At 73.8% G+C, this 13,390-nt stretch carries 10 protein-coding genes; 7 read left to right on the plus strand and 3 right to left on the minus strand.

Annotation, left to right across the window (positions count from 1 at the left end; translation table 11 throughout):
* Positions 1-29: 29 nt before the first annotated feature.
* The 5 genes from UK12_RS06070 to UK12_RS06090 are packed head-to-tail and all read left to right on the plus strand — an operon-like array spanning position 30 to position 6,818.
* Positions 30-725, plus strand: a complete 696-nt coding sequence (locus tag UK12_RS06070; RefSeq protein WP_231591059.1) for a YoaK family protein — start codon at positions 30-32, stop codon at positions 723-725.
* Between the two features lie 43 nt (positions 726-768).
* Positions 769-2,112 (plus strand): cytochrome ubiquinol oxidase subunit I, encoded by a 1,344-nt coding sequence (locus UK12_RS06075; protein ID WP_045300393.1) that lies wholly within the window; start codon positions 769-771, stop codon positions 2,110-2,112.
* Entirely contained in the window at positions 2,105-3,364 is a 1,260-nt protein-coding gene (locus UK12_RS06080; protein ID WP_045300395.1) for a cytochrome d ubiquinol oxidase subunit II, read from the plus strand. The genes UK12_RS06075 and UK12_RS06080 overlap by 8 nt, the downstream gene beginning before the upstream one ends.
* Positions 3,361-5,061 (plus strand): ABC transporter ATP-binding protein/permease, encoded by a 1,701-nt coding sequence (locus UK12_RS06085; protein ID WP_045300397.1) that lies wholly within the window; start codon positions 3,361-3,363, stop codon positions 5,059-5,061. Before UK12_RS06080 ends, UK12_RS06085 begins: the two co-directional genes overlap by 4 nt.
* Positions 5,058-6,818 (plus strand): ATP-binding cassette domain-containing protein, encoded by a 1,761-nt coding sequence (locus tag UK12_RS06090; protein WP_052681621.1) that lies wholly within the window; start codon positions 5,058-5,060, stop codon positions 6,816-6,818. The genes UK12_RS06085 and UK12_RS06090 overlap by 4 nt, the downstream gene beginning before the upstream one ends.
* A 7-nt stretch (positions 6,819-6,825) precedes the next feature.
* Here the strand turns inward: UK12_RS06090 and UK12_RS06095 are convergent, their stop codons facing one another.
* Positions 6,826-7,779 (minus strand): pirin family protein, encoded by a 954-nt coding sequence (locus UK12_RS06095; RefSeq protein WP_045300399.1) that lies wholly within the window; start codon positions 7,777-7,779, stop codon positions 6,826-6,828.
* A gap of 111 nt (positions 7,780-7,890) precedes the next feature.
* Between UK12_RS06095 and UK12_RS06100 the strand changes: the two genes are divergently transcribed.
* Complete coding sequence (locus UK12_RS06100) at positions 7,891-8,382, plus strand: carboxymuconolactone decarboxylase family protein (RefSeq protein WP_231591060.1); 492 nt, start codon at positions 7,891-7,893, stop codon at positions 8,380-8,382.
* 413 nt (positions 8,383-8,795) lie between these two features.
* On the opposite strand, the gene UK12_RS06110 is transcribed toward UK12_RS06100, so the two are convergent.
* Together UK12_RS06110 and UK12_RS06115 are read right to left on the minus strand one after the other, a co-directional pair.
* The gene (locus UK12_RS06110) at positions 8,796-9,644 is read right to left on the minus strand and encodes an alpha/beta fold hydrolase (RefSeq protein WP_045300406.1); all 849 of its coding nucleotides are present in this window, start codon (positions 9,642-9,644) and stop codon (positions 8,796-8,798) included.
* A gap of 44 nt (positions 9,645-9,688) precedes the next feature.
* Positions 9,689-10,375 (minus strand): alpha/beta fold hydrolase, encoded by a 687-nt coding sequence (locus tag UK12_RS06115; protein WP_045300408.1) that lies wholly within the window; start codon positions 10,373-10,375, stop codon positions 9,689-9,691.
* A gap of 208 nt (positions 10,376-10,583) precedes the next feature.
* On the opposite strand from UK12_RS06115, the gene UK12_RS06120 reads away from it, so the two are divergent.
* Positions 10,584-13,367: a helix-turn-helix transcriptional regulator gene (locus UK12_RS06120; protein WP_045300410.1), complete on the plus strand. Its 2,784-nt coding sequence runs from the start codon at positions 10,584-10,586 to the stop codon at positions 13,365-13,367.
* The last annotated feature ends 23 nt before the right edge of the window (positions 13,368-13,390 follow it).

The raw sequence follows: 13,390 nt of genomic DNA on the forward strand, positions 1-13,390 counted from the left end.
CCTCCCGTCACCCCTGAGAGGACCCCACCGTGACCACGCCCGCAGCCGACCGGCCGAAGCCGATTCCCGGCCCGCAGGTCCGCGACCGCCATCCGCTGGCCCTGGCCCTGTTCACCCTCACCGTCGTCAGCGGGCTGATCGACGCCGTGAGTTACCTCGGCCTCGGCCACGTATTCACGGCGAACATGACCGGCAACGTCGTCGTCATCGGCTTCGCCCTGGCCGGGGCACCCGGGTTCTCCGTCCTCGGCTCGGTGACCTCGCTGGCTGCCTTCCTGCTCGGCGCGGGGGTGGCGGGGCGGCTGGCCAGCCCGCAGCCCGACTCCGGCCGCGGGCGGCGGCTGCGCTCCGCACTGGTGCTCGAGGTGGTGCTGCACGGTGCGGCCGCCGCGGTCGTCCTCGCCTGGGGCACGGCCGGGGCGGTGCAGTACGCCGTCATCGCGGTGCTCGCGCTCGCGATGGGCATCCGCAACGGCACCGTGCGCGGCCTCGGCGTGCCGGACCTGACCACCACCGTGCTCACCCTCACGCTGGCCGGCCTGGCGGCCGACTCCCGCCCGGCCGGCGGCGCGGCGCCGCGCCAGCGCCGCCGGCTGCTCGCGGTCGCCACCATGCTGGCCGGCGCCGCGCCGGGCGCCGTCCTGGTACTGCACGGGCAGATCGCCTGGGCGCTGGTGGCCAGCGCCGTGCTGGCCGGCGCCACCGTCCTGCTCTACCGGGAGTAGCCCTCACCCGCCCCCCGTTTCACACCTTTCCACCGGAGACCTCATGGCCTCACCGGCTGCCATAGAACTGTCGAGATGGCAGTTCGCCATCACGGCGATCTTCCACATGTCCTTCCCGGCCCTCACGGTCGGCCTCTCCGTGCTGCTCGCCGTCGTCCAGACCGCGTACGTACGCACGGGCAACCCGCTCTACCAGCAGATCTTCCGGTTCTGGAAGAAGATCTTCGCGGTCGGCTTCGGTCTCGGCGTCGTCGCGGGCACCGTGATGACCTTCGAGTTCGGCCTCAACTGGGGTGTCTTCGCCCACGCCGTCGGACCCGTCATCGGGGTCACCATCGGGATGGAGGTCATCACGGCCTTCTTCCTGGAGGCCGGCTTCATCGGCGTCATGCTCTACGGCGAGGGCCGGGTCAAGCCCCGGACCATGGCGCTGGCCGCCTGGATGGTGGCGCTGGGCACGCTGCTGTCCACCACCTGGATCCTGTCCGCCAACAGCTGGATGCAGGACCCGGTCGGCTACACCGAGACGGCCGGCCAGTTCCACCCGAGCGACTGGACCAAGGTCCTGCTCAACCCGGCCTTCACCTACCGGTTCCCGCACATGCTGCTGGCCGTGCTGATCAGCGCGAGCTGGTTCGTCGGCGGCATCTCCGCCTGGTACCTGGTCAAGCGCCGCCGGGCCGCCCTGCCGCTGGCCCGGCGCTGCCTGTCCATCGCGCTCGGCGTGCTCGCCGTGCTGATGCCGGTCCAGTTGTACCTCGGTGACGCCACGGCCATCTTCATGGCCCAGCACCAGCCCGCGAAGCTGCAGGCCTTCGAGGGCAACTGGCGTACCGACAACAACGGGTACAACCTGGTCGTCGTCCCCGACACCGACCGGGGTGAGAACTCCTTGCGCATCACGGTGCCGCACCTGGGCGCGGTGATCGGCCACGACCTGTCCGGCCGGGCCGAGGTGCCCGGCCTGTTGCAGACCCCGCCCGATGAGCGGCCGAACATGTGGAGTGCCTTCTACGGCTTCCGCGCCATGTACTTCACCGCGCTGGCCATGTTCGCCACCGCCCTCGCCGGGCTGGTGCTGCGCCTGCGCAGACGGCTGTTCGACTCACCGCGCTTCCTGCGCTGGCTGGTCTGGATGACCCCGGCCGGTGTCATCGCCATCACCGGCGGCTGGATCACCGCCGAGACCGGGCGCCAGCCCTGGGTGGTCTACGGCAAGCTGCGCACCGCCGACGCCCTCTCGCACCTGACCACCGCCGAGGCCGCCACCTCGCTGGCCGCCTTCGTGCTGCTCTACTCGGCCCTGCTGGTCATCTGGGTCCGCTACATCGTCCGCACCGTCAAGGCCGGCCCCGAGGTGCCGGAGCCGGGGGTCTCCGTTGCTTGAGTACGCCACCTACGCGCTCGTCCTGCTCTCGCTCGGCATGTACGTCGTCCTGGACGGCTACGACCTGGGCGTCGGCATGCTCAGCCTGTTCGCCAAGGGGGAGCGCCGACGCGAGTACAGCGAGCTGATCGCCACCGCCTGGGACGCCAACGAGAGCTGGCTGGTGCTGGCCGGGGTCGCCCTGTGGGCCGGGCTGCCGGGCGTCTACGCGACGGTGCTGCCGGGGGTCTACCTGCCGCTGATCGGCCTGCTGCTCTCGGTCATCCTGCGCGGCATGGGGCTGGAGTTCCAGAGCGCCGCCGAGGGCTACCGACGGGGCTGGGCCCTGCTGTTCGGCGGCTCCTCGGTCGCCGCGACGCTCTGCCAGGGCCTGGTGCTCGGCGGGGTGCTCTCCGGCCTGCGGCAGCAGGGCGGTTCGTTCACCGGTGGCGCCTTCGACTGGCTCACCCCGTACAGCGTGCTGTGCGCGCTCGGGGTGACGGTGCTGTACCTGCTGGCCGGTGCCGCCTGGCTGCAGGACAAGACCGAGGGCGAGGCCCGGGAGCGGGCGGGGCTGGCCGGGCGTCCGCTGCTGGTGGCGACGGCCGTGGCCGCGCTGGTGCTCGGCTTCGGGCTGGAGGTCGCCGACCCGGCGAGGTTCCACTTCGACGAGCCCGTGCGGGCGGCGCTGTACTGGAGTGCGGTGGCCGGGGCGGTGGCCGCGGGAGCCGTGACCTGGCACGGCTTCGGGCGGCGGCCGGACTGGCGGCCCTTCGCGGGCGTGGTCGCGGCCCAGGTCTGCGGGCTCCTCGCGCTGGTGGCCGCGACCGCTCCGGTGGTCGTGCCGCCGGGGCTGACCCTCCAGCAGGCCGCCAGCCCGCACGGCTCGCAGACCTTCCTGGTGGTCGGCGTGGGGCTGTGCATGCCGGTGGTATTCGCCTACAACGCGTACGCCTGGTGGGCGTTCCGGGGCAAGTTCACGCAGCCGCCTCAGGCTCCGCTCGGCCCGCTGCGGGTCCGGGAGGGGGAGGTGGTCCGGGCCCGGCCCGAGCGGGGTGGCGCGGTGGTGCTCGTGCGGCGGGCGGTGCTCACCGTGCTGGGCATCGGTCTGGCGGCCGTGTCGCAGGACGTGTTCGGCGGTGTGGCCGACTGGATCGACCCGGTGGGTGTCGCGCTGCTGTCGGCGGCGGCGCTGGCCGCGTGGATCGCCGGGGACCGGCGCGACCACCGGGACGGGGTCTTCGACCTGGACCCCGCGGGAGGCGAGGGGTGAGTACCTCGACGGTGCTGTTGGCGGAGCTCGGCGAGCAGAGTGACGAGGTGTCGGACCGGTTGGCGGAGTGGGCCGGGCCGGGGTTGTGGGAGTTGCGGCGGGCCGGGCTGCTGCGGGGGGTGGCGCCGCTCGGCACCGTGCTCTGGGCGGCCGGGCTGGCCTGGGCCGCGCAGCGGGGGCTCGACGGGCGGCCCGGGGAGGTGCTGCCCGGCGCGGGATTGGTGCTGGCGGGGGTCGCCGTACGGTCCGGCCTGCTGGCGGCCGCCGACGCGGCTGCCGCGCGGGGGGCCCGCCGGGTGCGGGCGGTGCTGCGCGGGCGGCTGCTTGCGGCGGCGCTGCCCGCGCACGGCCCCGCCCGGCCGGGGCCCGGTGACGCGGGGTTCGGCGAGTCGGTGACGGGCGAGGTGGCCCGGCTGACCGAGTGGCTCACCGAGTACCTGCCGGCCCGTACCACCATGCTGCTAGGCAGCGGTCTGGTGCTGGCCGCGATCGCCGTCCGCAGCTGGTTCGTGGCCCTGGTGCTGGTGGCCGCCACCCCGCTGCTGCCCGCCAACCTCAAGGTCATCGGCCTGGGCACGCAGGCCGCCGTCCACGCGCAGCTCACGGCGGTGCGCCGGCACGGCGAACGGCTACTCGACCACCTGCGCGGCCTGCCCACCCTGATCGGCCTGGGCGCCCGGGAGGCCACGGTGCTCACCGTGCGCGAGGACGACGAGGAGCTGGCCCGCCGGACCCAGGCGGTGCTGCGGGTCGCCTTCCTGGCCACGGCCTGGATCGAGCTGCTGATCACCGGCACCCTCGCCGTGGTGGCGACGTACTGCGGCCTGGCGCTGCTCGGGTACCTCGAACTTCCTCTGGTGCCCGGACAGTTGAGCCTGGGTACTGCGCTGTTCGTGCTGGTGCTGACCCCCGCCTACTTCGCCCCCGCCCGCGACCTGGCCCGGGGCTACCACGCCCGCGCCGAGGCCCGGGCGGCAGCCGAGCTGATCGCGCCCCTCCTCGAGGGCGGGGAGCCGGGCCCGTCGGCGGATCCCCGCCGCAGCTGCGGCGCGCTCGGGGTACGGCTGGCCCAGGTGACGGTCCGCCACCCGGGCCGGGCGGCTCCGGCCCTGGACGGGGTGAGCCTCCGGCTCGCCCCCGGCGCCTTCCTGGCCGTCACCGGGCCTAGCGGCGCGGGCAAGTCGACCCTGCTCGCCCTCGCCGCCGGGCTGGCCGAGCCCACTGGCGGGGTCGTCACCCACGAGCGGGACGGCCTTGGCGGTCCGCCCTCCCCAGCCTCGGCGGCCTGGGTCGGCCAGCCCGCCCACCTGCTGCCCGGCACCGTCCGGGACAACCTGCTGCTGGCCCGGCCCGAGGCCACCGACGCGGAACTCACCGCCGCCTTCGGCACGCTCGGTTTCGGCGAGCTGCTCGCCGACCTGCCGGGCGGGCTCGACACTCCTGTCGGCGAGCGCGGCAGCGGGCTCTCCTCCGGCCAGTCCCAGCAGCTCGCCCTGGTGCGGGCCCTGGTGCGGGACGCCTCGCTGCTCTGCCTGGACGAGCCCACCGCCCACCTCGACCCGGTGGCGGAGGCCCGCGTGGTCGCTGCCCTGCGCATGCTGACCCGGGGCCGGACCGTGCTGCTCGCGACCCACAGCCCCGTACTGCTCCCGCTCGCGGACCAGGTGATCCGCCTGGACCACGGAAGGCTCCGTTGAACGCCCGACACCTGCTCCGCCGCACCATGCCCCGCCGGGACCTGGCCCTCGGCATCGCCACGGCCGCCGTTGCCGAGCTGAGCGCGGCGGCGCTGCTCGGCCTGTCCGGCTGGTTCCTGACGACCTGTGCGCTGGTGACCCTGCTGGCGAACACGACCTGGTCGTGGCTGTACCCCTCGGGCGCGGTCCGCGCCCTCGCGCTGCTGCGCACCTCGCTGCGCTACCTCGAACGGCTGGTCAGCCACCGGGTCGTCCTCGCCACTACGGTTAACCTGCGGAGCCGCCTGATCCGAGGCGCGGGCGAGCTGAGCGCGCGTGACCTGCGCGCCCGGCGCGACGGTGCCCTGCTCGCCCGGCTGACCACCGACGTGGAGTCGGTGGCCGGGCTGCCCGCCCAGGTGATCGCGCCGGTGGCCGGCTGCGGGGTGACCGCCGTGCTGGTGGTGGCGCTGCTGGTGCGGGCGAGCCCGCTGCTCGGCGCGGCCGAGCTCGGCGTGTTCGCGGTCGGCGCCTGGTGGACGGTCCGTACCGGCCGCCGGGCCCGGCGGCACCTCGCGGTCGGCGCCGCCGCGCGGGCCTGCGCACGGACGGAGCTGCTCGCGGCCCGGGCCGCCTTCGACGAACTGCGCTGGCTGGACGCGGTGCCGCAGGCCCGGAACGCCGTGGCGGCGGCGCTGGAGCGGGCGGAGGCGGCCGACGCCGCTGCGGCGGCGGAGCAGCGACGGGGGCGGCTGGGCCTGCGGCTGCTCGCCGCCCTCGGTCAGGGGCTTGCCCCGCTGCTCGCGCTGCAGCCGGGTGGCTGGTCGCAGCCGGTGCCCGACGCCGTCGGTGAGGTGCTGCTGCTCGCGGCGGTGTGGGAGCTGCTGGAGCGCCTGCCGCAGCTGCACCAGGAGCTGGCCGCGGCCCAGGACGCCGCCGCGCGGCTCGGCCCGCTCGCCGGGGACGGGGGCACGCCCGCGCCGGCGCGGCGGGATCGGGCGTCGGAGGGGGCGGGCCTGGCGGACGGGTCGGAGCGAAGCGGGTCGGCGTGCGTGGTGGTGGAGTCGGCTGGTTGGTGGTCGGGTGCGGGGGAGGCCGGGGCAGACCCGGTCGGTGGGCGGCGGTCCCGGGCGGGCTGTGGTGGTCCTGAGCTGAGCGTGGTAGGCGTGCGAGGGGTCGGCGGGCGGGTGCTCTCGTTCACCCTTCGTGCGCCCGGGCTGGCCGTGGTCACCGGCCCGAACGGCAGCGGGAAGTCCACCCTGCTCGCCCAGCTGGCCGGCCGGGTGCCGGCGGGCTCCGGAGCGGTACGGCTGGGCGCGGCCCCCGTCGCGGAACTGCCCGCCGACGCCGTCGCCGAGGTGCTCACCCTGGTCGAGGCCGACGACTGGCTCGCCGACACGACCGTCTCGGCCAACCTGTGCCTGGCCGCCCCGCTCGCGACCTCGGCGCAGGTACGGGCGGCCCTGGCCGTAGTTGGGCTCGGTGCCCTGCCGTTGGACGCCCCGGTCGGCCCGGGCGGCCGCGCGCTGTCCCAGGGGCAGCGCCGTCGGCTCGCCGTCGCCCGCGCCGTCCTGCGCCGCCCGCGCATCCTGCTGCTGGACGAACCCACCGCCGGGCTGGACCAGCTGACCGCCGAGGCGCTGCTGCGCGAGCTGCGCCGGGCGCTGCCGGACACGGCGCTGGTCCTGGCCCTGCAGGACCAGGACCTCGCACTGCTCCCGTGGCGTCCGGACGTCACCGTCGAGCTCAGCAGCCTGACGTCGGCTCAGCTCACCTGATGCCGGCTCAGCCGGACTGCGCCGCCGGGGGGTTGCCGCGTGGTGTGAGGGTGGTGTGCGGCAGGACGGGGGCCGGGAGGCGGTCGCCGGGGTAGCCGGTGACGCTGCCGAAGCGGTCGGCGGCGCTCTGCCAGGCCTCGCGGGCCTCGACGATCTCCTGGTGGTCGCGGCCGATGAAGTTCCACCACATCACGATCCGCTCCTCGAACGGGGTGCCGCCGAGCAGGATCAGCCGGGCCGGGGTGGGGCCGGTGTTGGCGATGGTCAGTGTGGTGGGGCCGGGGGCGAGGTAGCCGAGTTCGGCCGGCTTCAGCGGGGTGCCCGCCATGGTGACCTCTCCCTGGTCCACCAGCAGACCGTGCTCGAAGGCGGGGTCGACCGAGAGGGTGGTGCTCGCGCCCGGGCGGAGGGTGAGTTCGGCGCCGAGCAGCGGCGTGAAGGTGGGGACGGGGGAGGTGTCGCCCGCGAGGGTGCCGAGGAAGACCCGCGCCTCGCCGCCGTCCAGTGCGACGGGCGAGGGGACGTGGTGTCGGAAGTCGCGAGAGGTGTGCCGGTGCTCCTCCGGCAGGGCCACCCAGAGCTGGACGCCGTGCAGCACGGTGGTCCCGGGGGTGGACACCTCCGAGTGGCAGATGCCGTACCCGCTGGTCATCAGGTTCACCTCGCCCGGCCGGACGAAGGCGTGCACGCCGAGGCTGTCGCGGTGCTCGATCTCGCCGCTGAACAGCCAGCTCACCGTCTGCAGCCCGATGTGCGGGTGCGGGGCGACGTCCATCCCGCCGGTGGCGGCGACGTCGTCCGGGCCGTAGTGGTCGACGAAGCACCACGCGCCGATCAGCGTCCGGGCCCGCTGCGGCAGGGTGCGCCGGACGGTCATCGCGCGCGGGCCGCCGAGCGGGACGTCCCGGGCGGAGAGGAGCTCCACCTGCGGGTCGACGGGGTGGGTCTCGATGGTGCTCATGGTGGTGCACGCTCCCGCTCTGCCACTTGGCCACTTGCCAAGGTGGTTTTAGTTTCAACTATCATGGCACGGCGAAGTGACGGGCGAAAGCGATGGGCCGGAGGATTCCAGGTGAGCGCAGTGACCAGCGAGTCGGCAGAGGCCTCGGCGCACCGGCGGGTGTACGTCGACAAGCAGAGCCCCCAGGCCTACCGCGCGCTGCTCGCGACCGCCGAGACGGTCCGCGCGGTCGCGGCGGAGGCCGGACTGGACCGCAGGCTGGTGGAGCTGGTCAACCTGCGCGTCTCCCAGCTCAACGGCTGCGCCTACTGCCTTGACGCGCACACCAGGGCCGCCCTCAAGGCCGGTGACACCGCGCAGCGCCTGGGCGTGCTCGCGGCCTGGCGTGACACCGAGCTGTTCACCCCGCAGGAGCGCGCTGCCCTCGCCTTGGCGGAGGCGACCACCACCCCGGCCGACGCCACCGCGCAGGACAGCGCCTACGCCGTCGCCCGCGAGGCCCTGACGGACGACCAGATCTCGGCGGTGGTCTGGGTGGCGGTCACCATCAACGCCTTCAATCGGGTGTCCATTCTGAGCAAGCACCCGGTGCGGCCGGCCTAGAGATCGTCTTCAAGGGGTCAGACATCGTGCAGGGCGCGCTGTTCCTCGAGGCTGCCCCAGTCCTGCGGCACCTGCTGCCGGGCCGGCTGAGCCTGGTCTTCCTGGTCCTGGCGGTGGTCCCTCGGGGTGGGGATCATCCTGGTCGGCCTGGTGCACAGTTCCCCGGCGGCGGACCGGGCCGTCCGGTGACCTCGGTCCCGCCCCAACCCGGTGCGCGCTGCCCGCTCCATCCGGACAGCTGCCGAGGCCGTCAGCTGATCGGCAGTCCCGGTCGGCCGGGGCCACTCATCGCTGATCCGTTCGCGCATTCCGCAGGGCAGCGCGGTGCTGACCTGCGGAATGCGCGGCAGCGGACGCCCCGCAACTCGATGGCCCGGGGAAGCCGAGGAGGGAATGGCCCGGCCCTGGCGGTGTCAGCTGACCGCCCTGGCGGCGTCGTCGATGAGGTCGGCGACGACCCTGGGGTGGCTGAGCATCACGACGTGGGAGGAGGTCGGCACTTCGACGACCTTGCGTGCGTTGGCGCGGCTGTACATCCAGCGCTCGCACGCCGGCGGGACCGCCTTGTCCCGGCCGGCGACCAGGCCCCAGGTCGGAATCGTCTTCCAGGCCGCGGCCGTCGTCGGGAAGGTGAACGAGTCGGCGTCGAAAGGCCGTTGCGTGGCCTGGAGGATCTGGAAGTCGGCGGTGGAGAGGTCGGCGGCGAAGGCCGCCTGGCCGTTCTTGCCCAGGTAGAGGTCGGTCCCGGTGGTGCCGTCGGCCTTGGTGTACGGCAGCGGCACGCTCACCGGGCCGACCTCGCTGCCGGGGAACTTGGTGATGAGCTCGCCCTGCGTCTCGCCCACGTCGGGCACGAACGCGGCGACGTACACCAGGGCCTTGACGTTCGCCTTCCCGGCGGCGGCGTTGGTGATGACCGTTCCGCCCATGGAGTGGGCGACCAGCACCACCGGTCCGGCGATGCTGTCCAGCAGGCTGGCGATGTAGGGGGCGTCGGTCGGGATGCCGCGCAGCGGATTGGACCCGCAGATCGTGGTGTAGCCCTTGCACTGCAGCTCGCCGATGGTGGCGTTCCAGCAGGACGAGTCGGCGTAGCCGCCGTGCACCAGGACGACGGTGGGCTTCACTCTCGGGTTCCTCTCGCCGGTACCGCTCGGGGCCGCGGCGGCGGCCGTTCCTCCGACACCTGCCGCGAGCGCGGCCGACCCGGCCAGCACCGCTCCCGCGGCCAGCACCTTGCGGCGGGTAACTTCCGTACTCATGGGGCTCCTCATGGCTTGAGACCGGGGAGACCGCCGGGCTGGGGTCAGCCGCGCGCGGCCTGCTTGATCAGATCGGCGGTGGCGGCGACCTGGGAGAGGTACACCGAGTGGCTGCCGGGTGCCTCGACGGTGGTGGCACCGATCCGCTCGGCCATCGCGCGCTGGGCCGGCGGCGGGATCATGCGGTCGTCGGCGGCGACGAGGTACCAGGACGGCTTGAAGCGCCAGGCCGGCTGCGACACCGCGCCGTTGAGGGCGTCCAGGCCCCAGGGGACCTGGGAGTCGGCCATGAACCGGGCCTGTGCCGTCGGCAGGTCGCCGGCGAAGGACTCGGGGAACTTGTCCCGGTCCAGGAACAGGAAGCCGTCGACCGGCGGCAGGATCGGCGGCACCGGCGCACCCGGCGGCGGGTCGGCGATCAGGGTGGCCACCGACTCGCCCTTGTCAGGGGCGAAAGCGGCGATGTAGACCAGCGCCTTGACCTTCTCGTGGGTGCCGGCCTCGGTGATGACCGCGCCGCCGTAGGAGTGGCCGACCAGGGTGACCGGACCGGGCATACCCTCGATCACCTGGTGGGTGGTGGCCACGTCGCCTTCCAGGGAGAAGGTGGGATTCTGCACGACGGCCACGTTGTAGCTGTCGGCCTTCAGCGCGTCGTAGACACCTTGCCACCCGGAGCCGTCCACGAAGCCTCCGTGGACGAGTACGACACTGTCGCGTGCCTGGTCCATCTCTCCTCCAGTCATGTGCGGGGCCGGATGCCCGGCCTGCCAGTGACGGTAGGAGCGCCGACGGAAGGCCCGCTCCCGTCATATGACGTAGTGGCACCTCGCGGTCGGCCCGAACCAGCACTTTTGCACGTCGTTTTGCCTGGCTCGCGGACTCGCCCGGCGACTTCAATGAGGGCATCTCGAACGCCTGAGTCGGAGGCACGGCAGCATGCTCGACGAATCGCCCCCGGACACGACACCGGACACCCCGCACGGGTCGCTGGTCGGCCGGTCCGAGGACCTGGCGCGGTTCGACGACTTCGTCGCCGGTATCCCGGACGCGGGTGGATCCGTGGTGCTCCTCGGCGAGCCCGGCGTGGGCAAGACGGCACTGCTGGGCGCTGCGGCCGCCAGGGCGACGGCCGGCGGGCTGCGGGTGCTGCAGGCCACCGGCGTCCAATACCGCGCCCAGGCCAGCTACTCGGCCCTGTTACAACTGCTGACGGCCACGCCCGAGCTCCGCGGCGCCGCGGCCGAGGTGCTTGTCCTGGCCACGGCGCTGGGCATCGAGCCGGGGATCGCCCCCGGCCCCGACGCGGTCGCCGAGGCCGTGGTCCTTCTGCTCAAGAACCTGTCCGACAGCCTGCCCGTCCTGCTGGTGCTCGATGACGTGCAGTGGCTGGACCGCTCCAGCGCCGCGGTCCTGGAACGTGTCGCCCGCCGACTCGCCGGGACCGGCGCAGGGCTGGTGTGCGCTGCGAGGCCGGGGGAAGAGAGCTACTTCGACCACAGCGGCCTGCCGGTCCACGAACTGCGCCCGCTGAGCCCGGCAGACTCCGAGGCACTCCTCACCCGCCGATTCCCGGCGCTGGCCGCGCGGGTCCGCCGCCGGCTGGTCGCCGACGCCGAGGGCAATGCGCTGGCGCTGCTGGAACTGCCCGCAGCCCTCACCGACCCGCAGCGCACTGCGGCCGCGCCGATGCCGCGGCGCATCCCGCTGACCCAGCGGCTGCAGGCGGCCTTCGCCGCCCGGATCAAGGCCTTGCCGGCCCCGACCCGGCACCTGCTGCTGGTCGCAGCGCTGGAAGGCAGCGGCAACATGCAGGTGGTGCGGCGCGCCGTGGTCGGCCGGTGCAGCCTGAAACACCTGGCGCCGGCCGAGCGTGTGCAACTGGTCCACGTCGACGACGCCACCGGCCGACTGGGCTTCCGGCACTCGCTCATCCGCTCGGCCGTGGTCGACCTGGCCGCCAGTGATCAGCGACGTGGCGTGCACCGCGCGCTGGCCGAGGCGTGGATCGGAGTACCCGAGCAGCGGGCCTGGCACCTGGCGCAAGCCTCGATCGAACCCGATGCAGAGATCGCGGCCCTGCTGGAGGAGGCCGCCGAGGTCAGCGCTCATCGCGGCGACGGGCCGAACGCGGTGGGGGCCCTGGTCCGTGCGGCCGAACTGAGCCCGACCGGGGCGGAACGGGCCCGCCTGCTGGCCAAGGCGGCCTACGTCGGCGCCAACCTGACCGGGAGTCTGCGAGAGGTTCCCCGCCTGCTGGAGGACGCCCGCAGGGCCGACCCCGACGCCGACTCCCTGCCCGCGGCGATGGCCGCCTCGGTGTTCCTGCTCAACAGCTACGGCGACGTCGACACGGCCTTTCGGCTGCTCAGCGGGGCCATCACCCAGCAGCGGCAGTCGGCCCGGACCCCGGACGCGGCGGTGCCAGAGGCGCTCGCGGCGTTGCTCATGGTCTGTGTGTACGGAGGGCGTCCCGAACTGTGGGCGGATTTCGACGCGCTGGCGGCCGGACTCGACACGGTGCCGGACACCCTTCACTTCATGCGGACCGTCTTCGGGGACCCGGTGCGGGCCCGGCTGTCGGACTGGGAACGGCTCGACGCCGCAGCCGCGGCGCTGACCAGGGAGCGGGACCCGGGCCGGATCTTGAAGGTGGGTACCGCCTGCGCCTACGGCGACCGCCTGGGCCTGGTCGACGAGCCGCTGCGGCGCATGGCGGCCGGGGGCAGCGGGGGCGAGAACATCCTCCCGGCGATCCAGGCTCTGTCCCTGCTGAGCAGCCGTGCCTGGTTCTCCGGGCAGTGGCCGGAGGCGCGACGCCTGTGCCGGGAGGCGTTGGACCTGTGCGAGGAGTTCGACTATCCGCTGCGATCGTGGACGGCGAAGTTCACCCTCGGCTGCGTGTCCGCGGCCTGCGGCGACTTCGACGCCGCCCGCGTCTTCGCCGACCAGATGGACCAGTGGGCCGGCTCTCGTCGGGCCGAGGCGGTTCGCCGGTACGCCGCACAGGTCAGGGCCACGATCGCCTTGGCGCAGGGCGAATTCGAGCAGGCATACCGGCACTTGTGCGTCATCTCCGCGCCGGGAACGCTGGCCCCCTTCGTCGGGCAGGCCCTGTGGGTCTTCCTGGACGCCGCCGAGGCCGCGGTACGCACCGGGCGACACGACCAGGCGCTGAAGCACGTGGCCGCCGCGCGGGCCGCAGGCCTGGACACGGTCTCGCCGCGGCTGAAGATGGTCATGCTCGCCGCGGCCGGCCTCGCCGCCTCGGACGACGGCGAAGCCGTGACGCGGTATCAGGAAGCGCTGACGGTCGGGGACTCTGAGCGCTGGCCGTTCGAACAAGCCCGGATCCGCCTCTACTGCGGTGAACGCCTGCGCCGTACCAGAGCCCCTGCCCAGGCCCGGAGCCACCTCACCGCCGCGATCGAGGCCTTCGGCTGGCTCGGCGCCGCACCCTGGGCCGAGCGCGCTGGCACGGAACTGCGTGCCTGCGGCGCCCCGGCCCACGGCGTCGGCGACCGCGGCCTTCTGACTCCTCAACAGTGGGAGATCGCGCGCCTCGCCGCCCAGGGACTGTCCAACAAGGAGATCGGCGCCAAGCTCTACCTTTCGCCCCGCACCGTCTCCACCCACCTCTACCAGGTCTTCCCCAAACTCGGCATCACCAGCCGAGCCGCCCTCCGCGACGCACTGGGGCAGGTGGAACCTCCGGTGCGCTAGGTCCTCGTCGTGCTCATCACGGG

The sequence above is a fragment of the Saccharothrix sp. ST-888 genome (assembly GCF_000955975.1).
GTDB lineage: Bacteria > Actinomycetota > Actinomycetes > Streptomycetales > Streptomycetaceae > Kitasatospora.